This is a genomic window from Streptococcus dysgalactiae subsp. dysgalactiae (assembly GCF_900459225.1).
Taxonomy (GTDB): domain Bacteria; phylum Bacillota; class Bacilli; order Lactobacillales; family Streptococcaceae; genus Streptococcus; species Streptococcus dysgalactiae.
The window spans coordinates 886738-913419 of sequence record NZ_UHFH01000003.1 but is presented as its reverse complement, the minus strand read 5'-3'; the positions used below and the strand labels follow the sequence as shown (position 1 = coordinate 913419).

At 39.9% G+C, this 26682-nt stretch carries 21 protein-coding genes and 1 pseudogene; 3 read left to right on the top strand and 19 right to left on the bottom strand.

All coding sequences use genetic code 11. The features are described 5' to 3' along the window. Positions 1-47 precede the first annotated feature (47 nt). Entirely contained in the window at positions 48-887 is an 840-nt protein-coding gene (locus DYD17_RS04875; protein ID WP_003050334.1) for a thymidylate synthase, read from the bottom strand. A gap of 214 nt (positions 888-1101) precedes the next feature. Here DYD17_RS04875 and DYD17_RS04870 point away from each other — a divergent pair, with 214 nt between their 5' ends. Both DYD17_RS04870 and DYD17_RS04865 read left to right on the top strand, forming a co-directional pair. Beyond that, positions 1102-2283 carry a hydroxymethylglutaryl-CoA synthase gene (locus DYD17_RS04870; protein ID WP_003050333.1) on the top strand — a complete coding sequence of 394 codons (1182 nt, stop codon included), beginning with the start codon at positions 1102-1104 and terminating at the stop codon, positions 2281-2283. Next, a complete protein-coding gene (locus tag DYD17_RS04865) occupies positions 2264-3541 on the top strand; it encodes a hydroxymethylglutaryl-CoA reductase, degradative (protein ID WP_115252817.1) in 1278 nt (425 codons plus the stop codon). Before DYD17_RS04870 ends, DYD17_RS04865 begins: the two co-directional genes overlap by 20 nt. Positions 3542-3899: 358 nt before the next feature. Here the strand turns inward: DYD17_RS04865 and DYD17_RS04860 are convergent. The 7 genes and pseudogenes from DYD17_RS04860 to DYD17_RS04830 form a co-directional block, all read right to left on the bottom strand. After that, positions 3900-4097 (bottom strand): annotated as a pseudogene (locus DYD17_RS04860) (IS3 family transposase); the annotation flags it as partial. Positions 4098-4221: 124 nt separating this feature from the next. Further along, positions 4222-5214 (bottom strand): type 2 isopentenyl-diphosphate Delta-isomerase, encoded by a 993-nt coding sequence (fni, locus tag DYD17_RS04855; RefSeq protein WP_115252816.1) that lies wholly within the window; start codon positions 5212-5214, stop codon positions 4222-4224. Then, positions 5207-6214, bottom strand: coding sequence for a phosphomevalonate kinase (locus tag DYD17_RS04850; RefSeq protein ID WP_003050321.1), 1008 nt, complete (start codon positions 6212-6214; stop codon positions 5207-5209). The genes fni and DYD17_RS04850 overlap by 8 nt, the downstream gene beginning before the upstream one ends. Beyond that, positions 6207-7151 carry a diphosphomevalonate decarboxylase gene (mvaD, locus tag DYD17_RS04845; protein ID WP_115276390.1) on the bottom strand — a complete coding sequence of 315 codons (945 nt, stop codon included), beginning with the start codon at positions 7149-7151 and terminating at the stop codon, positions 6207-6209. The genes DYD17_RS04850 and mvaD overlap by 8 nt, the downstream gene beginning before the upstream one ends. Then, on the bottom strand, positions 7133-8011 hold the full coding sequence (mvk, locus tag DYD17_RS04840; RefSeq protein ID WP_115252814.1) for a mevalonate kinase: 879 nt from the start codon (positions 8009-8011) through the stop codon (positions 7133-7135). Before mvk ends, mvaD begins: the two co-directional genes overlap by 19 nt. Positions 8012-8216: 205 nt before the next feature. Further along, a complete protein-coding gene (locus DYD17_RS04835) occupies positions 8217-9959 on the bottom strand; it encodes an ABC transporter ATP-binding protein (RefSeq protein ID WP_115252813.1) in 1743 nt (580 codons plus the stop codon). A 1-nt stretch (position 9960) separates the two neighbouring features. Further along, on the bottom strand, positions 9961-11682 hold the full coding sequence (locus DYD17_RS04830) for an ABC transporter ATP-binding protein (protein ID WP_115252812.1): 1722 nt from the start codon (positions 11680-11682) through the stop codon (positions 9961-9963). A 462-nt stretch (positions 11683-12144) separates the two neighbouring features. Between DYD17_RS04830 and DYD17_RS04825 the strand changes: the two genes are divergently transcribed. After that, complete coding sequence (locus tag DYD17_RS04825; protein WP_115252811.1) at positions 12145-14169, top strand: surface-anchored 5'-nucleotidase; 2025 nt, start codon at positions 12145-12147, stop codon at positions 14167-14169. A 187-nt stretch (positions 14170-14356) separates the two neighbouring features. Here the strand turns inward: DYD17_RS04825 and DYD17_RS04820 are convergent, their stop codons facing one another. The 11 genes from DYD17_RS04820 to DYD17_RS04770 form a co-directional block, all read right to left on the bottom strand. Continuing rightward, positions 14357-14767 carry a peptide deformylase gene (locus DYD17_RS04820; RefSeq protein ID WP_003050301.1) on the bottom strand — a complete coding sequence of 137 codons (411 nt, stop codon included), beginning with the start codon at positions 14765-14767 and terminating at the stop codon, positions 14357-14359. 124 nt (positions 14768-14891) lie between these two features. Next, positions 14892-16241 carry an NADP-specific glutamate dehydrogenase gene (gdhA, locus tag DYD17_RS04815; protein ID WP_003050296.1) on the bottom strand — a complete coding sequence of 450 codons (1350 nt, stop codon included), beginning with the start codon at positions 16239-16241 and terminating at the stop codon, positions 14892-14894. A 255-nt stretch (positions 16242-16496) separates the two neighbouring features. Beyond that, entirely contained in the window at positions 16497-18269 is a 1773-nt protein-coding gene (locus DYD17_RS04810; protein ID WP_003050294.1) for an ABC transporter ATP-binding protein, read from the bottom strand. Next, on the bottom strand, positions 18269-20014 hold the full coding sequence (locus DYD17_RS04805; protein WP_115252810.1) for an ABC transporter ATP-binding protein: 1746 nt from the start codon (positions 20012-20014) through the stop codon (positions 18269-18271). Before DYD17_RS04805 ends, DYD17_RS04810 begins: the two co-directional genes overlap by 1 nt. A gap of 107 nt (positions 20015-20121) precedes the next feature. Further along, complete coding sequence (locus DYD17_RS04800) at positions 20122-21999, bottom strand: ABC-F family ATP-binding cassette domain-containing protein (RefSeq protein WP_115252809.1); 1878 nt, start codon at positions 21997-21999, stop codon at positions 20122-20124. Then, positions 21996-23204, bottom strand: coding sequence for a CCA tRNA nucleotidyltransferase (locus tag DYD17_RS04795; protein ID WP_003050286.1), 1209 nt, complete (start codon positions 23202-23204; stop codon positions 21996-21998). The genes DYD17_RS04800 and DYD17_RS04795 overlap by 4 nt, the downstream gene beginning before the upstream one ends. A 120-nt stretch (positions 23205-23324) precedes the next feature. Continuing rightward, positions 23325-24173, bottom strand: coding sequence for a DegV family protein (locus DYD17_RS04790; RefSeq protein ID WP_003050283.1), 849 nt, complete (start codon positions 24171-24173; stop codon positions 23325-23327). Then, the gene (locus DYD17_RS04785; RefSeq protein ID WP_003050280.1) at positions 24173-24553 is read right to left on the bottom strand and encodes a DUF1149 family protein; all 381 of its coding nucleotides are present in this window, start codon (positions 24551-24553) and stop codon (positions 24173-24175) included. Before DYD17_RS04785 ends, DYD17_RS04790 begins: the two co-directional genes overlap by 1 nt. A gap of 71 nt (positions 24554-24624) precedes the next feature. After that, positions 24625-25146, bottom strand: coding sequence for a hypothetical protein (locus DYD17_RS04780; protein WP_003050277.1), 522 nt, complete (start codon positions 25144-25146; stop codon positions 24625-24627). Positions 25147-25196: 50 nt separating this feature from the next. Then, positions 25197-25904, bottom strand: coding sequence for a glycoside hydrolase family 73 protein (locus tag DYD17_RS04775; protein WP_003050275.1), 708 nt, complete (start codon positions 25902-25904; stop codon positions 25197-25199). 159 nt (positions 25905-26063) lie between these two features. Continuing rightward, a complete protein-coding gene (locus tag DYD17_RS04770; RefSeq protein ID WP_115252808.1) occupies positions 26064-26663 on the bottom strand; it encodes a glycoside hydrolase family 73 protein in 600 nt (199 codons plus the stop codon). Between the last annotated feature and the right edge of the window lie 19 nt (positions 26664-26682).

Genomic DNA, 26682 nt, shown 5'->3' with positions numbered 1-26682 from the left:
TTATCAAATTTCTTAGTAAAATGCTCACAAAAAAATCGAGGTAATCCTTAGATTGCCAAGTCAAACCGCAATTGTGGTTTGACCGGTTCGTAGTCTTGCAATTCAAAATCTTCTGGTTTAATATCAAAGAAATTAGTACCATCTGGAACATTTAACACAAGCTTAGGCTGACAATCAGTTGGGTGTCGTTTCAATAATTCCTTAGCCTGAGGAAATTGATTATCGTAAATGTGTAAATTATTGACAAAATAAAAGAATTTGCCAACTTTCCAGCCAAAATGTTTAGCAATCATCATTTGCAAGGCAACATATTGCATGGCGTTAATATGATGGGCAACCAACATATCATTAGAACGTTGCGTCAAGGTAGCATCTAAATAAAGATTTTCCTCTACACGTCTAACGTCAAACATGGTTTGAAAGGCACATGGTAACAAGCCTTCTGTCTCTTCAAACGCTTCATAGTCCCAAAGGGAAATGACATTGCGACGGTTCCAAGGATTTTCTGACAATTGCTTCAATAATTTTGAAATGATGTCATGTTTTTTGACGACCGCTCCGTAGCGTTGACCAATGGTTCTTGTCTGACCAACTTCCCATTCATTCCAATAATGAACATTGTATTTGTTTTCCAAAACATCTAAACTGTTAGTTTGATCTTGATAAATCCACAATAATTCTTTAATAGCTGATTGAATGGGAATAGGTCGTAAGGTGGTAATTGGAAACTCCCCTTTAGCTAAATCATATTCTGCAAAGGCACCTGTAATGTATTTGGAATTAGCCGTACGACCATCTTTATACTTGGGACGTGCTTGTTCACTAAAGACACCCTCATCCATAATTTTTTCAATATTGGCTTTAAAAATCTCGTCTGCTTTTGTCATCTCCAGGTCCTTTCTTTCTGAGCGCTTCTTACTATTCTAACTAATTTTATAGGAAAATACCAGAATAAAAACGAAATGTCTCTTGGAAATGTTATCTGATAAGTTCTCTTTTTTTAATCTGAAAAAGGAAAGTCATAGTTTTATCAGTCTAACTTCTGGATAAAATGTGTTAAAATGGATAAGACTACAAAAATGGATATAAAGAAGGACACTTATGAAAATCGGAATTGATAAGATTGGTTTTGCGACCAGTCAATATGTCTTGAAATTGGATGACTTGGCTCTTGCTCGCCAAACAGATCCAGCAAAATTTAGTCAGGGACTACTCATCGAGGCCCTTAGTGTTACTCCGGTTACAGAAGATATTGTGACATTAGCTGCTTCTGCAGCTGATCAGATATTAACAGATGAAGACAAAGCTACAATTGACATGGTTATTCTTGCAACGGAGTCAAGTGTTGATCAATCCAAAGCCGCGGCAATTTACGTCCACCATTTGATGGGGATTCAACCTTTTGCCCGTTCTTTTGAAGTCAAAGAAGCTTGTTATAGTGCCACGGCCGCGTTAGATTACGCTAAACTACATGTGGCAGCAAAGCCAGAATCACGTGTTCTTGTTATTGCCAGTGACATTGCTAAATATGGCATTGAGTCTGCTGGTGAATCCACTCAAGGTGCTGGAAGCATTGCTATGTTGGTAACGGCTAATCCACGTATTTTCGAATTGCATCAAGATAATGTGGCGCAGACGCGAGATATCATGGACTTCTGGCGTCCAAATTATAGTACAACGCCTTTTGTTAACGGCGTTTACTCTACCAAACAGTACCTTGACTCTTTAGAAACTACCTGGCAAGCCTACCAAGACAAAACAGAGGCTCAACTAACAGATTTTGCTGCTTTTTGTTTCCATCTTCCTTTTCCGAAGTTAGCCTTGAAAGGACTGAATAAAATGATGGATGAGTCCTTGCCTGTTGAACACAAGGAACACTTACTGGAAAATTTCCAAGCTTCTATCACTTACAGCAAACAAATCGGCAACATCTATACAGGTTCTCTTTATTTAGGCCTTTTGTCTCTGCTTGAAAATAGCAAAACGTTACAAGCAGGGGACCGAATCGGACTTTTCAGTTACGGTTCTGGAGCAGTGAGTGAAATTTTCTCAGGACAGTTAGTAGCAGGCTATGAGCAGATGCTAATAACGAATCGTCAAACCATTTTAGATCAAAGACATCGCCTTTCTGTCGCTGAGTACGAAGAACTTTTCTACGAAGAAGCCAAATTGGATGAGCAAGGCGATGCTAGCTTCAACACCTACTTAACTGGCAAATTTGCCTTAACAGAAATCAAGGACAATCAACGACTGTACCAAATCAATGACAAATATGAATCTTAATTGGGCAGGCTTTTCAAAGAAGACCTTTGAAGAGCGACTGCAACTCATTAAACAATTTGAACTCTTAACCCCTGAGCATTTTCAAGCATTAGAGAATGATTACTTATTACCTATCGAAACGGCTAATCAACTGACCGAGAATGTTTTGGGACGCTTTGCCTTACCTTTTAGTATCGCTCCTGATTTCCTCATTAACGGCGTGTCTTATCAAGTCCCTTTTGTGACTGAAGAACCTTCTGTTGTCGCTGCTGCTTCCTTTGCTGCTAAACTGATCAAGCACTCTGGGGGCTTTACCTCTAAAATTCTCAAACGCCAAATGATTGGTCAAGTTGCTCTCTATGATATCGACCAAGTGGAAGAGGCTAAACAAGCTATTCTTGCCAACTCAGACAAACTGATTGCAGCTGCTAATGATGCCTACCCATCAATTGTCAAAAGAGGTGGCGGCGCCAGAGAAATCCGTTTGGAAGAAAAGGGAGATTTCCTTATTTTTTATCTCACAGTAGACACACAAGAGGCCATGGGAGCCAATATGGTCAATACCATGATGGAAGCACTTATTCCCGACCTAGAATCATTATCCAAGGGAAAAAGCTTAATGGCTATCCTATCAAATTATGCCACAGAGTCTCTTGTAACGGCTAGTTGTCAAGTTGATATTCGCTTTTTGAGTCGAGAGAAGTCAGAAGCCCAGCAATTAGCTAAAAAAATGGTCTTGGCAAGTCAATTAGCTCAAGTGGACTCCTACCGAGCTGCCACCCATAATAAGGGAATATTTAATGGCATTGACGCGGTAGTTATGGCGACAGGGAACGACTGGCGTGCCATCGAATCGGGGGGGCATGCTTACGCTTCAAGAAATGGGGCTTACCAAGGCCTCAGTCATTGGGAGTTTGACCAGGAACAAGAAGTATTACTTGGTCAATTAACGCTTCCTATGCCCATTGCCAGTAAAGGGGGGTCTATTGGACTTAATCCAACTGTCTCCATTGCCCGTGATTTACTTAATCAACCAGATGCTAAAACCTTAGCTCAGGTCATTGTTTCGGTGGGATTGGCTCAAAACTTTGCTGCGCTCAAGGCTTTGACATCCTCAGGTATTCAAGCAGGCCATATGAAGCTTCATGCGAAGTCACTAGCCCTTTTAGCAGGTGCTAAAGAGGAGGAAGTTGCCCCTTTGGTGACCTCCTTATTAGCAGACAAGCCAATGAACCTTGAGAAAGCTAGTCAGCATCTAGCAATACTACGAAATGCTTAAACTAAGGCTACCTCTTTTTAAACAGAGATGGTTACCCAATAACCGGTTAGTCCTCCCAACTCATTCTCTTGGGAAGGGCTTTTTAGTCGCTCGGTTTCATTATCTCTATCTTATTGACAATCCTTGGTAATACCCACCCATCTTATTTCTATTTCTGTAATTGACGTTTTGCTCCCGAGAGCTTCCATGATTTAAGACTACTTCGAAGGTAAACTTACCGAACAAGTAACCCTTTTAAATGCCCTGTTGGATTTTCAAGATATTCACCTATCTCAATTAGCAACCCTTATGAATGCAGGGAAAAAAGGTAGCTTGAAAAGGCAACAGTTTTCTGTACAACATTTATAGAGTGTTTTTATTAGACCGTTAATCTTTTGGTCATGGGTGTCTGGTAGTTGAGACTGCCATGAATACGACGGTAATTCCACCAGTAGACATAATTTTTCGTTTTAAGGATTAATTCTTTCAGTGGCTGGAAGGTTTCTTAATGAATAAATTCAATTTTGAAAGCGCGATAGACGCTCTCAGCTACGGCATTGTCATAAGGACAGTCAGCTGTTACTATGTGTTTCATTCCTGAACGTGTATTGTCTTTTTTAACTAAACAATAATTTCTAACCATCTTATAACAAAAAACCATCTCTATTTGCCAAACCTTTGGTTAACAAATAGAGATGGTTTTAATGATTAGCTTGATAGAGACGTCCGTAAAGAAGGTAATCAACTTGGCGAAGGTCTTGGATAGTGCGACAATCAAGAGCGCACATGATTAGCTTGAGGTCTTCTTTCCACCCGTTCACGATATCAATCACGCGCTCAACAGGGTATTTCTCGACCAATTCTAGAACAGTTCGCGATAGTCCCACAGCACGCGCCCCAAGCACCAGACATTTAATCATGTCTAAAGGATGTCTCACACCTCCTGAGGCCAAAATGTCCACGTGATCTAGGAGCCCTTGTGCATTTAGCAAACATTGAACAGTGGTTTGACCCCAATCGTTTAGATACGAACGATCAAGGCCACGTTGGTTTTCAATGTAGGCAAAGGAGGTACCTCCTCTACCTGAGATATCAAAGGTTTGAATACCTAGCTCATGAGCAATTTTAATAGTGTTGACATCCATACCAAAGCCAACTTCTTTGAGGATAATCGGCACTCTAATCTGACTCACATAGTCGGCCAGGTGTTGTTTCCAAGTTCGGAAAACTCGTTCACCTTCTGGCATCAACAATTCTTGCATCACATTGACATGAACCTGCAAAAATAAGGGATTCATCTCTTTAACAGTCTGTTGAGCTAGTTCTATTGGCTTATCCAATCCAATATTAGTAGCTAGTTTTAACCCTTCTGCTACTTCATGCAATCGGTAAGAGTCATCGCTCGGATTTTTCAAAGCAGCGCTATAAGATCCGGTCACCATGACAATGCCAGTAGCAGCTGCCACTTTAGCTAATTTTTCATTAACTGCTTTTCCTTTTTGACTCCCCCCTGTCATGGCATTAATGTAAAAAGGAAACTCAAAGTCCTGTCCTGCAAAATGAGTGCTCAACTCAATATCAGCGACATCATAGCTAGGTAAGGAATGGTGTATCAACTCCATGTCATCAAAAGCATTGTACGGCGATTGATACTTGAGAGCATATTTGATATGGTCATCTTTACGATTAGTCATAGTTTCCCCACCTTTCTTGATACAATAAGTCAATATCAGCTGCTTGCCATCTAGTAACAATAGCCTCCTTGGCTTCGTGGTCAAAGGCAAGGGCAATACCACAATCTCCACCACCAGAGCCAGATGATTTAGCAACGGCATATAGCCCCTGACAAGCCTCAACTAGAGTTACTAACTTCGGATGGTAAATGACTGGATCGAGAGCTCCTAACAGCTGACTCGCTCTTGTTAAACTTGTTTTGAGAGCTTCTTTGTGTCCGGATTGCAAAGCTGCAATAGTCTCTTGACTCAACTCATAGCTAGTAGTCAAGAAACTGGGGCTAATCTTTGCCTTTACCTGTTGAATCATCTGACTAGAAATAGAGGGAATCTTAGTCCAGCCAACCAAAAAGTCACACGACAAAGCTGGTTCAATAATCTGAATCTGATACCCCCAATCTTTGGCTAGAAGATCTCGTAAAGGCATATCAGAAAGCCACTGACTAACCTGCTGTCGGTCAAAAGAAGTATAGGCAACTAAGGTTTGATAGGCAATACAAGCAATATCTCCCATAGAACCATTATCCCCTTGAGTTAGTAACGTATATGCAGCTAGTTTAAAAAGAAGCTCCTGGCTTAAGGGCTGTTGATAATAAGCTGACAGAGCTTTCAAAGTTAAGAGCGTGACACTCCCACTTGAGCCAATTCCAAATTTTTTGCCATCCCGCTCTAGTTTGCCTGTAATAGACAATGAAAAGGGGTCTAATTGTTCCACCGACTGCCCCATATAGTTTGCAAAAGTCTTAATCGTCGCTTGAATCAGACCATACGAAGCATCTGGCGTCATATCAGCTTTGTGGTCAAACATATCTGAAGCTAGCTGAAGATGAGATGATGGGCCTATTTCTGCTGTCATCATCAGGGGAATAAACTGAATCAGTGCCAGCTGGCCCGGCTCTAAAATAGCATATTCTCCTGTCAGGTATAATTTGCCACCTGTTTGTACACGGTAATTAAGCATCTGGTAAGTCCTTTGTCTTTGAGACGATGATTCGGTAATCTTTTTCAAATCGTGCTGCTAATGTCTCAAGATCTTTTTCTAGACAGAGTACCTTCACATTTGGTCCTGCATCCATGGTAAAGTAGCAAGAAAAGCCTTCCTGACGGAGTTGTTTAACAGCTTCCATTGCTTGATAGGATTCATCTGCGAGATAAGAAAAAGAAGGGTTAGCGGTTTTGGTCGTGGCATGCATAGCCAAAGCATTGGACTCTGCTAACTGACCGACCTTCTCAAAATCATTGGCTTTAAGATAAGTCAACATGTTTTGATAATCCACTGCTGATTTTTCTATCCACTCATCAAAGGTAGTAGACGTCTCACGACATAATTTCATACCATCTCGGCTGGAAATTGGCTTTTTAGCATCATTCAAAACTAGCATAATCATAGCCATTTTCAGGTCGGTGTCCACCTTATAAATGTCACCGCTGTCTTTATCCCAAGCAGCAACCGGACCAAAAAAGGAACGAGAGGCTGAGCCTGACGCAAATTTTGCTTTCTGAGCTAGAGCTTTTTGATCTAACTGAGTGTTAAATAACTGGTCACAAGCTTTGACCAAAGCTGACAAACCACTGGAACTTGAGGAAAGGCCTGCAGCTGTTGGCATATTATTTTGAGTTTCGACCTTAACAAAGGGCTGATTAGGTTTTCGAAACTGGTCTATGATAGCCGAAATCTTGGCATGCTCCTTATCATCTTGTAAGCAACCATTGATGTAAAACTGGTCACTTGATGCTGTGTCTGGTAGGAAAGAAACACTGGTTGTAGTGAACATGTTTTCCAAAGTTAACGAAATACTAGAGGTTGAGGGAATCATTTTGGTCTGGTCTTCTTTCCCCCAATATTTGATAATAGCTATATTTGCATAAGATGTTACAGTTATAACATTTGGATCCACGTGTTTACGGCTCCTTCTTCTTGTAATTTATGGCTAATGGTTTCTGCCATTTCCTTAGTGTCAACCAGAGCAATCATACAACCTCCTAAACCGCCTCCAGTCATTTTAGCGCCAAGAGCACCTGCCTTGAGAGCAGCATCAACTAATTCATCAGCTTTAGCGATGCTCACTCCGATAGCTTTTAAGGTGAAATGAGCCTGAGTCATAAGCTGACCAATAGCCTGATTGTCTTTTTGAGTAATGGCTTTTTCAACAGCTTCGGTCAACCTACCTAACTTAGCTAGATAAGGTAGATTGGTTTCTTCAAACTGGGCCACCTTATTAATAGCTTCACGGGTATGCCCATGGACACCAGTGTCTGCAATGATTAAAAAAGCACCTAAGTCAATTTTTATAGTCTCAAAACCAATATTTCGAATAAACTTGATGGCATGGTCACTAAGACAGGTTTTGGCATCTAAACCACTAGGATTAGTATGAGCAATAATTTCTGCTTTATTGACTAAAATTTCCAACAGCTCATCTGGTAATGATTTTTGAAAATAAGAGAATACCGCCCTAATAGCTGCAATAGAAACAGCCGCCGAAGACCCCATCCCTCGTTTTTGCGGCACTTGGGACACGATTTCATAAGTAATTGGTTCTTCTAGGTGCTGCAAATGATCTAAAGCAGCATAAATTGCTGTTGATAACGTGTCATAAAAATCAAAGGTTAGAGGCTTGTCTGCTGGAAAAATATGGCAGACGACTTCAATATCTGTGAGTGGCAAAGCAATCGCTGGGTAACCGTAGACAACGGCGTGTTCCCCCATTAAAATAATTTTACTATGCGCTTTACCGTATCCAATCTTTTCGTTCATTTTCTTATCTTTTCGTTGTTCATTCTTTTAAACTGTTACCTTACTATTTTACACTAAATCCTTAGAAAATGCGATGATATACCTTTTTTAGTCTTTGTCAACAAACCACTTATAGCACATATAAAAGCTATCTAAGACATATTAGATAGCTTTTAAATAGAGTGCCGAAGTTATTATGAGAATAATGACGACGCTTGCCACGATTTTATACCTTTTCTTGTAATTTAGAAAGCTGCGCATAAATACCACCTTTTGCTAACAATTCTTGATGGTTTCCACGCTCGACAATGCGCCCCTTATCTAGGACAAGGATAGTATTAGCAGATTGAATCGTCGATAGGCGATGAGCAATGATAAAGGTTGTTCGACCTTGTTTCAAAACTTCCATAGCACGCTGGATAATTTCTTCTGTTTCCGTATCGATATGGGAAGTCGCTTCGTCTAGAATAAGAATTTTAGGATTCGTAATTAATGTTCTGGCAAAAGCAATGAGTTGCCGCTCGCCACTAGAATAAGACGCCCCTTTTTCATAAACAGGCTCATGAATCCCTTTATCTAATCTACCAATCATAGGCCCTGCTCCAACCTTTTCTAGAGCTTCTATCACTTCTTGATCACTGTAGCTTTGATTCCCCATGGTCACATTAGAAGCAATGGTCCCTGAGAAAAGATAGGGATCTTGCAAAACGATTCCCATTTGGGAGCGCAAGCTTTCTCTAGAATAGGCTTGAATATCCTGCCCATCGACGGTAATCATTCCTGACTGAGGCGTGTAAAAACGATAGAGGAGATTCATAATTGAAGATTTACCTGATCCGGTATGCCCAACTAACGCAATCGTTTCTCCTTGTTTGGCTTCTATTGTGATATCTGTTAAAACATTTTTGCCCTCTTCGTAGGCAAACGACACGTGATTAAAGGTGACATTTCCTTTGTCAATATGTATCTCCTTGGGATTATCCTCTTCCAGCTTTTGGTCTAATAGAGCCATTAAACGGCCACCTGTTGCTTGTGACCGCTGAATATTAGGCAGCTGCCTAACCATTGTTCCTAATATATCAAATAAACGGGTGAGGTAATTTAAATAAATAAAGAGTTTCCCCACTGTAATTCCTGGCTTTCCTTGTAAAAATTGATAGCCAATAAAAGCTAAGATAGCAGAAATCATGGTGTACTTCACCAATTCTGTTAAGGTCCACGAAGCCACAGAATCAGCAAAGATGATTGTATCATCTGCCTTTTTCATCTGATTAATTTGCTGGTTAAAGTCTTCTAGCATACAATTTTCTTGGTGGAAAAGCTGGATAATGGAAAACCCGTTCATGGTTTCATTGACTTGAGTGTTGACAGCACTTCTAGCGTCATAAAAATCTTTCATAGGCTGGTCTGTTAAGCGTTTATAAAGAACTTGAATGCCGTAAAAGATAGGGATAACTAATAGTAACAACAGTCCTGATCTAAGATCCAGATAAATCATTACCCCATAAATAAAGATAATTTGAGCCATGCTGATGATAATCTGCGACAACAGATTGTCGTAAAATTGGTTTCGCAACGTTTCAGTATCGTTGACAATGCGAGTCGCAATTTTACCAGCAGGTTGGTGATCGAAATAAGAAATCGGTAGGCTTTGCATGACATCGAAAGCTTGTTTTCTTAACTGTGTAACCACCTTATTCGAGGAATAAACCAGGCTCCGATAAGAGACATAACGTAACAGGGCTGATCCTATAATCAGGGCTAAATAAAGCCAGCTCAACTGCTCAAAATGAGCTAAAACGATAGATTTTCCTTTTGCTAACGGCGTCAAGTAATGATCAATCAGTTGTTTTAATAATAGTGGGGCTATTTGTCCAGCTGCCGTTGCCAGTAACAATAGCCCGATTCCCGTGGCAAAAGCTGCTTTAGCCACTTTGATTTCACTTAATAAGCGTTTAAATAAGGCCATCTTAGTCCTCCTGTGCTTGTTGACGTTGGTATTGTTCATAATACCAACCTTTTTGTGCAAGAAGCTGGTCCGGTTTTCCTTCTTCAACAATCTTGCCTTGATCCATCACAATTACCCAATCGGCATGTTGAATAGCTGATAGACGGTGGCTGACAATAATCGTTGTTTTACCTTGCCTTTCTTCCTGAATATGAGTAATAATCTCTGTTTCTGTTTTAGCATCTACGGCCGATAAAGAATCATCTAAAATTAACAAATCAGGCTCTGACAAAAAGGCTCTGGCAATGGAAATCCGTTGCTTTTGACCACCTGAAATAGATAAGCCGCGCTCACCAATTTTAGTTTCTAGCCCTTTTGACAACCCTTTTAAATCGTCAGTAAAAGAAGCCGTCGCAATGGCAGCAAGAATGTCTTCTAAAGTAGCATCCTCTTTCCCCATGGCGATATTTTCAGAAACTGTTTTTGAAAAGAGCACATGTTCTTGTGGCACGTAACCGATGTGTTCTTCCAAAGCGTGACGTTGGTACTCCAGAACATGGTGCCCATTAATGTAAAATTGACCTTGACCAACTGGGTATTGCCTCAACAATTGACGCAATAGAGTCGTCTTTCCAGACCCAGTTTTTCCGACAATCCCTAATGTCTCACCTTTATTCAATACCAGATTAATAGCGGACAAACTAGGCTTACTGCTCTTAGCGTAAGAAAAAGAATAATCCGCTAGACGAATCTGATCGTAGCTCTCCAGCTTCAGATGCCCGTCTTCTTCGAGGTCATCACCGGTCTCGATGAGTTCATTGATTTTATGAAATGAGGTCCGCCCAGTCTGATAAACAAGAATAAAATCAGATAACATGGCAAACGGTTCCACCAAAGAAACCAAGTACAACTGCAAGGCAATCACTTGACCTAAACTCACCTCTCCTTTATTGATAAAGTGTAGGCCAACCGTCAAAATAATAAGAGTACTGATAGCAATCATCACACTATAAACAGGGAAGTAGAGACCTCTGTAACCAGCAATGCGATTCCAACGATCAGCTAGCGCATCAGCTTTTTGCGCAAAATGATTTTCCATGTAATCTTTTTTACTATAAGCACGCATCACACGGATGCCTTCGACAGTCTCGAGGACCTCATCACTTAAGTTGGAAATAGCCTCACGAGCATCCTCAACCAATACTTCTTGTTTTTTAGTAATAAAATAAGTTATGACCATCATGATGCTAATGGGAATCATACCGATGAGTGACATTTGCCATGATATCAAAAACATGGTTGGAATAATAAAGGCAATCATCCCACCAGCATAAAGAATAATCATCAGGCCATAACCAATAAAATCCATTAAGGCTTCAACGTCTGTCGAAAACCGGGTCATCATATCACCGGATCTAAATTTTTCATAAAAAGGCGTCCGCATAAAAACCAATTTACGAAAGGCACGTTGTTGCAAGTCAAATTTAAAATGCACTGCTTCTTGGAAAAGCTTGAGATGCCAGACATAAGCCGTGGCATATGACAATATCGTTGCTCCTAAGAGAACCAAAACATGGCTCATCAAACTTGCTTGAGTCAATTGATACCGAGACATAGCATCAATTAAGCTTTGAATCACTTTTGTCGGAATAATCAGGGATGCGTCATAGACAAATAGTGTTAGGGCAATAATGATGTAAGTCCATTTGTTTTGTTTAATGTAACGACTGATTAAGGATAGCATGTTATCCTCCTTCTTCTTTTCAGTTAACCAGTTTGACAAGTTTTTGTCGTCAAACAGGAATTTGGGTACACAAAAAGCCCGCAATAAGATATCCTTCCTACCACGGGCTTTACTGTTTTCTATTAGTCACACTAAAAGAAACTAACTTTTTCGGCTAGAAAGGAGGGTATTCTCAAGAAAGTTCATACGTTTAGTTGAATTGTTCATGACATTGTTCTCCTTTCTTTTAATCTGTCTATCATCTTAGCACACCTCATAAGCTTTGTAAATAGGTTTTTAAAACTTTTTATATTTTTCTGCCAATTTTATGGAATGAAATGTTTGCTTTTTAAACGTTTTCACTTTTACAATCTTTCCTATTTTTTAAAAATATTTCTCTTTTTAACAACATTTTATTGAATTCTAGTGTAAATAATAGTAAACTTGACTTGTAACAATTACTTTAACTTATTAGGAGATTTTATGAAAAAGCATCTTGTTTTAAAAAGTAGTGTGTTGAGTGTCTTTGCTGGTTTTTCAATGCTAGTAACAGGAGTTCAAGCTGATCAGGTCGATGTGCAATTGCTTGGTGTCAATGACTTCCACGGTGCCCTTGATACAACAGGTTCAGCCTACATGCCAGAAGGTAAAGTAGCCAATGCTGGTACTGCCGCTCAATTGGATGCCTACATGGACGATGCCGAAACTGAGTTCAAACAAGCAAGCCCAGAAGGCACAAGTATCCGTGTCCAAGCAGGAGACATGGTCGGGGCTAGTCCTGCCAACTCTGGACTATTACAAGACGAACCTACTGTAAAAGTTTTTAATAAAATGGGCTTTGAGTATGGAACACTTGGGAACCATGAGTTTGATGAAGGTTTAGCTGAGTTTAATCGTATCATGACAGGTCAAGCACCTGCTGCTGATTCAACGGTTAATGACATTACCAAAAACTATGAGCATGAAGCTTCTAAGCAAACCATTGTCATTGCTAATGTGGTTGACAAAGAATCCAACAAGATTCCTTATGACTGGAAACCTTATGCTGTCAAAGATATTCCTGTGAATGACAAATCCGTTAAAGTTGGATTTATCGGTATTGTCACAACAGAAATTCCAAATCTTGTTTTAAAACAAAACTATGAACAATATAAATTCTTAGATGCTGCTGAAACCATCGTTAAGTATGCCAAAGAATTACAAGGACAAAATGTGAATGCGATCGTTGTTTTGGCTCACATTCCTGCAACAAGCAAAGATGGTGTCGTTGATAATGAAGTGGCGACTATTATGGAAAAAGTTAACCAACTTTACCCAAATCACAGTGTGGATATTGTCTTTGCAGGACACAATCACCAATACACTAACGGAACTGTTGGTAAGACACGTGTTGTCCAAGCAGTCTCTCAAGGTAAGGCTTACGCTGATGTCCGTGGAACTTTAGACACTGATACCAATGATTTTGTGGCGACACCAGAAGCTAAAGTCATTGCCGTAGCACCTGGTGTCAAAACTGGAAGTGCTGATATCAAAGCTATTGTTGATCAGGCTAATGAAATTGTTAAAACAGTTACTGAACGTAAAATCGGTACTGCTTCAACATCTTCTACTATTCCTAAAATGGAAAACAATGACAAGGAATCTCCTATTGGTAACTTGGTAACAACTGCTCAACTGGCTATCGCTAAGAAAACTTTCCCTAACGTTGATTTTGCTATGACAAACAATGGTGGTATCCGTGCGGATCTTGTTGTCAAAGATGATCAGACCATTACTTGGGGAGCTGCACAGGCTGTTCAACCATTTGGCAATATCCTTCAAGTTGTTCAAATGACCGGTCAACAAATCTATGATGTCTTGAACCAACAGTATGATGAAGGTCAAAAATACTTCCTTCAAATGTCTGGTCTTAAGTACACTTACACCGACAACGAAGCTAAAAATCCTGAGGTTCCATTTAAAGTCGTTAAAGTCTATAAAGATAATGGTGAAGAGCTTGATTTAGCTGCTAATTACACTCTTGTTGTCAATGATTTCCTTTATGGTGGTGGTGATGGCTTCTCAGTCTTTAAATCAGCTAAGTTAATTGGCGCTATCAATCCTGATACAGAAGTCTTTATCGAGTACATCAAAGATTTAGAAGCTGCTGGTAAACCTGTTTCTGCTGCTGTCAAAGGGGTGAAAACTTATGTAAACTCAACACTTGAAGGCTCTACTAAGACAGATGACACTGGTAAACATGATATCATCAGCAGAATCTTTAGAGACCGCACTGGTAATATCCTTTCTACTGAAATTGTCTCTGACCTTGTCACACCTGCTGTGAAAGCTGACGAGAAGAAATTAACTACTCCTAAACAAGCAGAAGAACTTGCTGCTAAAAGTAAGACTGCCAATGCTAGTCTTCCAATGGCAGGTAGCAATCAAAGTTCGTCTACCCTCATGATGATTCTTGGATTCCTAACTTTAGGTGGTGCTGGGCTTCTTAAGAAAAAAGACAGAAACTAAAATCTCGTTTCTATCCACATAGCTCATGATATCCCATTCTCTTATCGAGGATGGGATATTTTTAGTGTCCTACTGTTAGCTAAAAGCATAAAAAAGCCAAGCAAACAGCCACAACTCCCCTCGACACACTAATAGCTATCTCTAACGATTGAGGAACTTTTTATAACTGCCTTGCTGGCTTTTGGGTTTATATTAAAATACCTTCTAAATGATCCAACTCATGTTGGCAAATTTGAGCTGGTAAACCTGATAATCTTAAGCGTTTAGGCCTCCAATTAAGGTCAACGTATTCAACTGTGATACTAGTATAGCGTTTGGTCTGACGGCTACCAGTTAAGGACAAGCATGACTCTTCTGTCTCATAAGCTTCTCTCTTAGAGACTATAACGGGGTTAAACATTACCAAATCCACAAATCCCATGCTGATGATAATCACGCGCTTCTGCTCACCAATCATATTAGCAGCTAAGCCAAGACAATGATCTCTATGGAAAGACAGGGTATCTTGTAGGGCTTGACCAATCCATAAATCTTCTTTAGTAGCAGCTTTGGACTTTTGCTGCAAGAAAAAAGTATCTGTCACAATCTCTCTAATCATCTTTTCTCCCCCTAATGCAAATACTATTTTCAAAGCAGTATGATGTCAATGACTCATCTCTATTATATCAGATGAGATAGGGAAAATTTCTCAAGAATTGCTTAAGGATAAATCAAAGAACGGTTTAAACAACCCCTTGTTCTGACATGGCTTGGGCAACCTTTAGAAAACCAGCAATGTTAGCACCAAAGACAAAATTACCTTCTTGACCAAAAGACTTAGCAGCATCAGCTGATATCTCATAAATAGTTGTCATGATGTCATAGAGTTTACGGTCCACTTCTTCAAATGTCCAGGCTAAACGACTACTGTTTTGTGCCATTTCTAAAGCAGATACAGCTACCCCTCCAGCATTGGCTGCCTTGGCCGGGCCAAACAAAACTCCTGCCTCTTGAAATGCTGTAATAGCTGATAAGCTTGAAGGCATGTTAGCCCCTTCTGTAACGGCTAGAACACCATTGGCAATCAGATTTTTGGCAGCTTCTTCGTTTAATTCATTTTGAGTCGCACATGGGAAAGCCAAATCTGCTTTGAGGGACCAAATGCTTCCTTTATCTGCTGGTGTAAAGACAGCATCTGGAGATTTTTCGAGGTAGGCATGAATACGGCCACGATCAACTTCTTTGATTTGCTTCAAAAGGGCAAGGTCAATTCCCTTGTCATCGTAAATATAACCTGACGAATCGGACATTGCCAAAACTTTAACGCCCAATTCTTGTAATTTTTCAACAGCATAGATAGCCACGTTACCAGAACCTGACACAAGAGCTGTCTTACCAGTCAGGCTATCACCTTTTGCAGCTAGCATCTGTTGGGCAAAATAGACTACGCCATAGCCTGTTGCTTCCTTACGGGCTAATGAACCACCATAAGTGAGTCCCTTACCTGTTAGCACACCATTTTCAAATCCACGCAGACGTTTATACTGACCAAATAGGTAGCCTATTTCTCGACCTCCGACTCCAATATCTCCTGCCGGAACGTCTAGGTCTGGTCCAATATGTTTTTGCAATTCAGTCATAAAACTTTGGGTAAATCGCATCACTTCGGCATTAGATTTACCTTTAGGATCAAAATTGGACCCTCCCTTACCACCGCCAATTGGTTGACCAGTTAGAGAATTTTTAAAAATCTGTTCAAAACCTAAAAATTTAACAATGGATTGGTTCACTGAAGGGTGAAATCGTAAGCCCCCTTTATAAGGCCCAAGCGCTGATGAAAATTGAACACGGTAGCCACGATTCACTTGAACCTTGCCCTTATCATCCACCCAAGGAACCCGAAAACTCACCACTCGCTCAGGTTCTACCAACCGCTCTAAAAGGTTCTCTTCCATGTACTGAGGGTAAGCTTCAAAAACTGGTACCAAGGAGTCAAAGACCTCTTCAACTGCTTGTAAAAATTCTGTTTCATGCTCGTTCTCTTGTTTAACTTTCTTAAAAACACCTGCAACATATGCTTTTGCTGTTACCATATCTTGTCCTTCCTTATCTATCGTGTCAAGTATAGTCAATATTATAAATTTTCTGAATTTTACTGTCAAGTTTTTCATTTGTATAGATCGTTATTCCCTAACATTCAATGAGTATTGACCTAAAAACAGAAAAAGATATTTTCTAGGGATTACTCTATAAGAGAAATTTATAGGTTACTGGAGTTTGCATGTTTTACTAACTGAACTCAAAAAACATCCTCTTGTTTAAGAGAATGTTCTTCATCCCCTATTAGCTTAGGGTTGACTGGATTTAAATTGACTATGATAGAGATCAAAATAGAAACCTTGAGCAGCCAGTAAACTGTCATGGTTCCCTTGTTCAATGATCTGACCATCTTTTAATACTAGAATCTTATCAGCTTCTTGAATTGTAGACAGACGGTGAGCGATCACAAAGCTTGTTCGTCCTTTCATTAACCGCTTCATCGCCTTTTGAATCAATAATTCTAGCCGAGTATCTACCGAAGAGGTCGCTTCATCTAAAATCAGAATTTTAGGATCAGCCAACAAGGCCCTTGCAATGGTTAAAAGTTGTTTTTGACCTAAGGAAATATTACTAGATTCTTGGTTCATCACCATGTGGTACCCACCTGGCAAGGTTCTGATAAAATGATCCACATTGGCAGCTTTGGCTGCTTCTACAATAGCCTCATCGCTGGCTTCAAGGTTCCCAAAGCGAAGGTTATCTTGGATTGTCCCTTCATAAAGCCAAGCATCTTGTAGGACCATACCAAATTGGCGACGATAGGATTGACGTGACAGGTCACGAATATCATGCCCATCAACAGTAATGGATCCTTTATTCACATCATAAAAACGCATCAAGAGGTTAATGAGAGTCGTTTTCCCAGCTCCAGTTGGTCCTACAATCGCAATCATCTCACCGGGGTTAACATCAAGTGTAAACTCTTTGATCAAAGGTTTATCAGCCTGATAGGAAAAATCCACATGGTTAAATGAGACTTGACCTGTTAAATCCTCATCCAGTTGATCTGTCACAAGCATGGCATCATCCGCCTCATCCAGAACCGCAAAAATACGTTCTAAGGATGATTTAGCACTCTGTAATAAACCTGCTAACTGGGTAATGGTTTGAATTGGCTGACTGATTTGCCAAATATATTGAACAAAAGCTTGCATATTCCCAATGGTCAATTGTCCTGCCATAACTTGCAGGCCTGCGACCAAAGCAACGATCATATAGACAGAATCAGAAATAAAATGCAAAACAGGCATCATAATACCGGATAAAAAGCTTGCCTTAAACCCAACATCTTGCAAGTGTTCAGTAATCTGATGGAAGGCTTGCTCTGAGGCTTCTTCGCGGCCGTAAAGTTTTAAGACGTTAAAACCCGATAGATTTTCCTGAACAAAACCATTCATCTCTCCTAACACCTTAGCTTGCTCTTTAAAATAAGGTTGTGATTTTTTTAAAATGAATTGAGATGCAGCATAGATAATAGGAATAGCAACAATCACAATCAAAGCTAGTGTCAGATTGAGGTACAAGACCATTCCCATCACGAGAAAAATGGTGAGAAAGGCATTGACAATCTGCAAGAAAGACTGTTGCAAAGCATTTGACACTGTCTCAACATCTGAGGTGAAGCGTCCTAGCATATCCCCAAACTGGTGTTGGTCAAAATAAGAGACAGGAATACGATTAATTTTTTGACTCAAGGCCTGTCTCAAATCACGAATAGTCGATTGAACAGCCTTGGTCATGACATAATTTGACCCGTAGGCTCCGATTTCATAACATAATGCACGAATAAAATAGACAAGCAGTAAAAAAGCAATATAAGAGGTATTAATCCCTGCGCCTTCAATCCCCTTAGCCATATCAAGAAGATTAGATGACAATTCTGTAATGACTAAACCAAGCACAAAGGGTTCCAAGACACTCATGACAGCACTGATAATTTTAAGGAAAACTGCTAAAAAGATTAAGCCACGGTAGGCGCTTAAATAGGTCCACACCCGCTTAAAAACATGTTGCTCTGCCATTAGTCCACCTCCTTTTCCATGAGATTTCCTTTGTTTAATTGCGAATCAGCAATTTCACGGTAAATAGCATTGGTTGCCATCAATTCCTCATGCTTGCCTCGACCGACAATTTCACCTTGATCTAGAACAATGATTTGATCGGCATCCATGATAGTCCCAACCCGTTGAGCTACAATCAAAACAGTCGCATCCTCTGTTACTTCTTTCAGGCGCTTCCTTAAAGCAGCATCGGTTTGGTAATCTAGTGCCGAAAAAGAATCATCGAAGATATAAATATCGGGTTTTTTAACAACCGCACGGGCAATGGATAGCCGTTGCTTCTGACCACCTGATAAATTGCTTCCTGCTTCTGCTAGATGGGTCTGATAGCCTTTTTCGCGGCTAGCAATAAATGCTCTAGCTTGAGATACATCCGTAGCTTCATCTAATTCCCAATAGCTAGCATCTGCCTTACCATATTTTAAATTGTCTTCGATAGTTCCTGTAAATAGCAGAGCTTTCTGTGGGATGAAACCAATTTTAGCACGAAGAGATTTTAACTGATAATCTCTGACATCTACCCCATCGACCAAGATTCTCCCAAACGTCACGTCGTAAAATCGAGGAATTAAATTCACCAAGGATGATTTTCCTGACCCTGTTGAGCCAATAAAAGCGATGGTTTCACCAGGCTTGGTTTTAAAAGAAATGTTATGTAGAACAGGACTTTCTGTTTCTCCAGGATAGGCAAAGGTGACATTGTCAAATTCGAGGTAACCTTTTGTCAAGGTCTCTGTTACCCCATCTTCATTTTTAGAAATAGAGATTGGCATGTCCATGACTTCTTTGATCCGTTTGCTGGAAATTGCCATTTTAGGATACATGGTAAAGAGATTAGCAAACATCAAAAACGAAAAAAGAGCATGAAAACTATACTCGATAAAGGCTACCAAATCCCCAATTTGAATTTGTCCCTTAGCCAAAGGGTCTAAGGCAAACCAAACAATGGCTACAATCATGGCAATAATGATTTGCACAAATAGCGGTTCTGTCAATCCTGTTAGGGTGAAGAGACGTTTAGAAATACTGGCGTATTCTTGATTACGCTCATCAAAACGTTCCTGCTGAAACGCTTCTCTCGAAAAGGCTCTAATCACGCGCAAGCCAGTCAAATTTTCTCTGACTAACTGATTAATGTGGTCTAAACTTTCTTGTTGTTTTTCAGAGAGAGGCCTTGTTTTGACGGCAACATAAACAACAACCAGCACCAAAAAAGGCATGGATACCGCTACAATCCATACTAACGATGGACTTGTCAAGAAAATCATCAGCACTGAAAAAATCATCATTAAGGGCGTCACTACTCCTAATCGTAAAGACATTTCAGCAAACTGCATGAGCACAAAGGCATCACTTGTCATTCGGGTAACCAAAGAAGCAACCCCAATTTTTTCATATTCTGTATGAGAGTAATCCTGCAACTGACGATACATGTCATTGCGCAACTCCTTGATCATGGTTGTCGTTAGCTTACCAGATGCGTAGGATAAGATAATTCGACCAAGAGCACCTAACACAATAATGACAAACATGACCAACGTCCAGCCATATAAGGCTTCGGTATCCTGCTGCATGATTCCATGGTCTATCATTCGAGCTAAAATAGTGGGTAATCCTAAATTAACCAGGACAAATAATAGGCCACCTAAAATGTCCAAAGCCAACCACTTAGGCTTTGATGATAAATACGACCAAATCAGCCCCATTTTTCTCCTCCTTCAGGTAATAAATGATGAATGAAAAGAAGCGCAATCTAGCACTTCTTTTGTTGTTATCACTAGTGTACCATAAAAATGACATTGACATACAATTCTTACATTTCTAAGCCACTAAGATAGTCAAATCGTTCGTAAGCTTCCAGTAAATCCTTATTTCTTTGCTCTAAATCCCTTTGAAGCTGAGCTAGCTGACCATAGTCACTTGCTACTTCTAACATCTGATGTTCAATATCTTCAATCTGGGTCTCAAGCGTGGCAATCGTATCTTCAATTTGAGCCCATTCTTGTTTTTCAAGGTAGGACATGCGCTTTCTTTCCTCTTTCGGAGGAAGCGGCACTTCTTCAATGACTGTTGCTTTAACCAAGTCAGCCTCAACTGTTTCTTTTTCAAAAACTTTTTCATCAAGGTAATCACTGTAATTACCATAAAAAACACGAATATCGCCTTCTTCAAAGGCTAAAATCTTAGTGGCTACTTTGTCTAGGAAATAACGATCGTGACTAACCGTAATGACTGGTCCTGCAAAGTTAGCTAAAAAGTTTTCTAAGACCGTCAAGGTGGCAATGTCTAAATCATTTGTTGGCTCATCAAGGAGAAGAACATTTGGTTTTTCAATGAGCATTTTTAGCAAGTAGAGCCGTTTTTTCTCCCCACCAGATAATTTAGCAATCAGCGTGCCATGACTTGATCTCGGAAAAAGAAATTGCTCTAAAAGCTCACTGATACTCGTTGTTCCCACGCTTGTTTTAACCTCATCAGCCACTTCTTGAAGGTAATTAATGACCCGTTTGGTCTCATCCATATCTTTGAGCTGCTGAGAGAAATAACCTACACGAATAGTATCTCCAATATCAAGCTTCCCAGAAGTTGGTTCAAGATCTCCATTAATTAAATTCAACAGGGTAGATTTTCCGACGCCGTTATCTCCAACAATTCCAATACGATCTTTATTTTGAATAATCAAGTTAAAATCCTTAATCAACTGTCGGTCGCCATAAGCAAAAGAAAGGTCTTCAAAGTGAATCACCTTCTTCCCAATTCGGCTCGTTCCGAAAGTCATCTCCAATTTATCCGCAGAACTGTCTTGGTGAACTTCTTTTTTCAAGTCACTGAAACGATTGATTCTAGCCTGCTGTTTGGTTGCACGCGCCTGTGGCTGCGTCCTCATCCAGGCTAATTCTTGTTTATAGAGTTGCTTCTTCTTGTGTAAATTAGCAGCATCTCGTTCGTCTTGTTCTGCTTTTAAGCGCACATAGTCTTGGTAATTGCCTTGATATTCTGTCAGTCCCGCCTTATCCAATTCAAAAATACGGGTGGCCACATTATCCAGGAAATAACGGTCATGGGTAATAAAAAGGACGGTTTTTTTAGCTGTTTTGAGATAGGTTGTTAACCAAGCGATGGTGTCAATATCAAGATGGTTGGTTGGCTCATCCAATAAGAGTAAGTCAGCAGCCCCTAGCAATACTTGAGCTAACTGGACACGTCTTCTCATACCACCTGATAGGTCTCCCACTTTTTGTTCCAAATCCGTGATGCCTAATTTTGATAGGACTGTTTTGACATCGCTTTCAATAGACCAAGCATCTAAGCGATCCATTTCAGACATGAGGGACTCTAAGGTCTCTTGTTTATCCTCAGTATAATTCGCCATCAATAGTTCATATTGACGAATCAGCTGAATCGCCTTAACATCAGATGACAATACCGTATCTAAAACAGAGGCTGCATCGTTAAATTCAGGATCTTGTGTTAAGTAAGCGATTTTGTAATCATTGGCTTTGGAAAATGGAGAATTGTCTCCGTCAAAACCAAGCCTTCCCGACAAGACATCTAAAAGAGTTGTTTTTCCTGTCCCATTAACCCCAATAATCCCAATACGGTCAAAGTCATGAATAATAAAGGAAATATCTTGAAAGACAGTCTTATCTCCCACCGTTTTTGTCAGTTTCTCCACCAATAAATAGCTCATGTTGCTAATTCCTCTCTAACAAATGCTTCAATGGCATCTAACTCATTAGCAAGATGACCTTCCACAATAGCTAACTCAATGCGTTCAAGCATCACTCCCAACTCTGGTCCTGGTTTCAAACCAAAGTTCTTTATTAAGTGCGAGCCATTTACCACGATGTCATGTTTATCATGAATAGCTAATGCTTGGTCTAATTGCTCAATATAAGCCATATCAACGTCTTGTCCCATAGCTTGGCGAAGGGATTCTATCAACCTTGTCAGTTTTTTACCATATTGATAAATATCCAATTTTTCAAAAGGTCTTTCTTGTCGAATATGATAAAGGGTCACTAATTGTGCCACACAGCGTTGAAAATCATTTGAGGTTTTCCAAGCCTTTAAAAATGGCTTAGGATTTTGAATCGATAAGCTTATGATCAAATAAGCCCAAGCTTGATGGTGGTCACTAAAGGTAAAGCCATCAGCTAGGGACACTGTTAACTGCTTTAAAGCTATTTCTTGTTGTCCCAAACCTGGTAAATAGTCGTAAGCTTGACAAGCAATCATAGCCAAGATACCTTTTCGCCAATGAGGTGCCATCAACAATTTATCAAATTCAATAAAGGAACGCTCTACCGAAATTTTTGCTAACAGTGGGGAATGACTTTTCATAGCTTCGAAGGTGGCAAACTCGATATCGAAATCCAAACTTGCGGCAAAGCGAAAACCTCTCATAATACGGAGGGCATCTTCTTCAAAACGGTCTGCTGCCTCTCCTACTGCGCGTAATCGCTTTTGCTCTAAATCTTGTAAACCTGTAAATTTATCAATCACTTGACCATTTTCATCAAGAGCCAAAGCATTCACAGTGAAATCTCTACGTTTGAGGTCTTCTTCTAAAGAGCGCACAAAAGACACTTGACTAGGACGGCGATAATCCACATAGACATCTTCTGTCCTAAAGGTTGTGATTTCATACTCACCACCATTTTCAAGCACGAGCACTGTACCATGTTCAATGCCAACATCGACAGTTCTGTTAAAAATCGCTTTGGTCTCTTCAGGATAGGAGCTAGTCGCAATATCTACATCATGAATAGGACGACCCAACAGCACATCTCTGACACTGCCACCCACAAAGTAGGCTTCATAACCAGCTTCTTTAATTTTATTCAATATTGGTAAAGCCTTCTGAAATTCAGAAGGCATTGTCATTAATTTCATACGTTATTTTCTAACCTATTATCTAAAGGACTAGTCACCCTACCCTAGGTCACTAGCTATTTCGTAAGGGGGGGGTTTGCTATCTGACTGAGACTTGGCGCCAGCTTTCCCAAAAAATAACTAGGCGCGGGGTGTAATCCCAAAGGCGACTGCTCCTTCTCCTAGATGAGTAGCAATAACAGCACCAAAGTGAACTTCTGCGATGTCGCACTGGTAGCCACTGTCTTGCAAGAGTGCCTTCAAGTGATCTGCCTTATCTTGGGCTTTCGAATGAATAATGGAAACATCGTATTGTCCATTTGCTGTCAAGTCATTAAGAATCTCTACCAAACGTTTCATGGCTTTCTTCTCTGTTCTGACTTTTTCGTAAACCACGATTTTTCCTTCATCGTCAAAATACAAGATAGGCTTAATGCTCAAAAGATTGCCAAGCAGTGCTGAACCGTTTGATAATCTTCCTCCTTTAACCAAGTGATTCAAATCATCCACCATGATAAAGGCTGTCGTACCGTCAATCTGTTTTTGCAACTGATTTAGAATTTCTTGGAAGGTTTTCCCTTGACGAGACCAATCTAATACATTTTTAACCATGCTGCCCAATGGAGCTGATGTGATTTTACTATCTGGAAAGGCAATGACCAAATCAGGATGTTCTTCAACTAAAAACTGGATATTTTGCCAGAAACCCGAAATACCACCAGCCAAGAAAAGCCCGATGACATGTGTGTATCCCTTAGCAGACAAAAGGCCTAAAAGCTCATCTAATTCCGATAAGCTGGGCTGGCTTGTCTTAGGGAGCTCTTGTGAGGTTGCCAACTTTTGATAAAAATCATCGATGGTCAGGTTACGCCCCTCAAAATAGGTCTCGCCATCAATAATAACTGGAATATCAAGACTAAAAATAGCCTCATCCTGCTTTAAGTCAGTTGGTAATGCTGCTGTGCTATCAGTAATTACTGCTAATTTCATTAATTCTTAAACTCCAAATTAATGCCCGGACGGTCCAAGGCAATTTCTGTGACATCATAAGTCAAGCGTTTAACCATATCTAATAAAGGTGCTGCTAACGATTCAACTTCTTCTTGGGTAAATTCGCTTGGTTTATCTACTAAACGGTCTAAAATACGAACCATCTGTGAAATCACTCCACTAATCACAAATTCTTCTTTGACAATAACAAATTGTAACACAGAGACGATAGCTGTTTCCTTTCGAGCTTCATCTTTATTAATCAATTGGAACGTCACTTCAAAATTGGTTTCAGGTGTTCCGTTTTCTTTTTCCCATTCGAGATTTCTAGCATCATAGTGGTATTGATTGACAAATTCTTTTTCACGAACTAATTGCATGTATTCATTCTCCTTGATGTCGATATGACTCATTATAGCATAGATTTGAGGATTATTAAAGTAGACTTAAACTAGTATTTTTTCTGAGGATGACGGTCAACAATATTGGCATTAGCCCCTAAGGCCTCTTCTCCCTTAGGGAGTAGTCGGTAACCTCTGAGGTCAACTAAAACGCTCAATTCTTCTTCGCTAAAATGACTTAAAACGGCTTGATCTAATTCATCTCGCTTCATTTTTGATAGTCCTTTAACTGCTTTTTGTCCCAAAAAGTCTTTTAAACGGCTAGCTGGCAAATGACAGAGCGATTCTCTTGCAGAGTCTTTTTGCACATAACCTTGAGAGATTAGCCAGTCCAATTCTGTTTGCGCATCAATGCCATAGGTCGTGTAAAAATATTTATGATGACTATTAGCAGTTGTATAGGTCCCGAACTGAATGCGCCATAACATCACAATGTGACCAGGAAGTAACCCTTCCTTGGTACGCTCCATGTTACGCTTAGGAATAGGCTTGCGCAGTAACTCTTCTTGATAAGCTGGAGCAATGTAAGGCATCTCAGCATGATTTTGGTATACTTCTTTAATTGTTTTCATTATTTCATTATACCAAAAAATCACCCGTTAGGATGATTTTTAGACTTATCTTAATAGTTAAAGCGTTGTGCCCATGCTTCATCAATTGCTAGGGTTTCCGCATCTGTATAATTGTGACGGTACTCATTCCAAACGTAGCCTGCACCTGTTAAGGAGACTCCTTGGTCTGAAGCATTTGTCACGTCATAAGCGGTTAACCCATACGTTTCAATAATATTGTTTAACTTCAAGTTATAACTCGTGTCTGTAGCGTATAGACCTGTTAAAGCTGCTGTCGCATCTTGATACGACAGTGTATTTGATTTTCTAGCACCAGCATACATATTAGAGCTTAGTAAGTTAGCGTAGTCATGAAGTGAATCAGCGATGCTTGGGTATGCTCTAAAGGGTTGATCGATAGTATAGGTATTTCCTGCTCCATCATCTTCCCAAGTTGACATGGTAACTGACGAACCATTATAGGCCCCTTTGATGCCAAAGAAGTTATAATAGGGTGCTTGGCTAAGGCCAGATTGACCGTTACTTGATTCTAAAATAGCTTGAGCAATCATCACAGAAGCGTAAAGGTCACGCTCTTGAGCGATAGCGCTGGCTGTAGGTCCAATATTATTGATAAACGCCTGTGTCGAAGTACCAGTGACTGTTTCTGCTGATACTTTAGAGGTACGGTTAGGTTGTCTCATTGCACTGTAAGCTCCTAAACAAGCCGCAAGAACAAAAAGACTGATAAGTAGAAGCTTACCTTTCTTTTTTACCATTAGTGATTAAATCCCTTTTCTGTTCATTTTTTATGTTTCTATTATAACATAGAAAATCTAACAAGGACTTATCCACAACTGATTTAACCAGATTGATAACTTTTGTCTTAAAATCGAAATATTTCTTCTAATTTAAGAGGATTTTGTGGATAAAGCTTATTATTTCATGGGACTATCAAAATAGGTCAGTTGATAAACAGCAATGAGTTCATTTAATTTGGTGTTGTAACTGGTATCAGTGGCATATGTTCCTGTTAGTGCAGCTGTGGCATCATAATAATGAGAACCCAGGTTTTTATGGGTTTTGGTATACAGAGGATTATTCAAAACTCTAGCATAGTCTTCAAAACATGCTGTCATACTACCGTAAGAACGAAAGGCGTCATCAATTTGGTATAAATTTCCTTGCCCATCATCTTCTAAGGTAGAAAAAATAGCCGACCGCCCCTTATAATTCCCTTTAATACCAAAAAAATTGTAATAAGGTCTCTGACTCAACTGGGACTTACCATTGTTAGACTCTAAAATAGCTTGAGCCATCATCACTGAACTATATAACTTTTCTTTTTGAGCAACTGCTTGAGCTGCATGGCTAATTTGCCTTACAAAAACCATTGTGTCATGAGTTGCATAAGCGGTTAACTCTTGCTTAGCCTTTCTTAGTGTCCAAATACTAACAAAGGCACTAAGCAATACTAAACACAAAGCAAAAGCCTTTAATGAGGGATTAGTAGCCTTTCTCCTTTTCTTTCTTTTCAAGCCATATCCTCACTTCTTA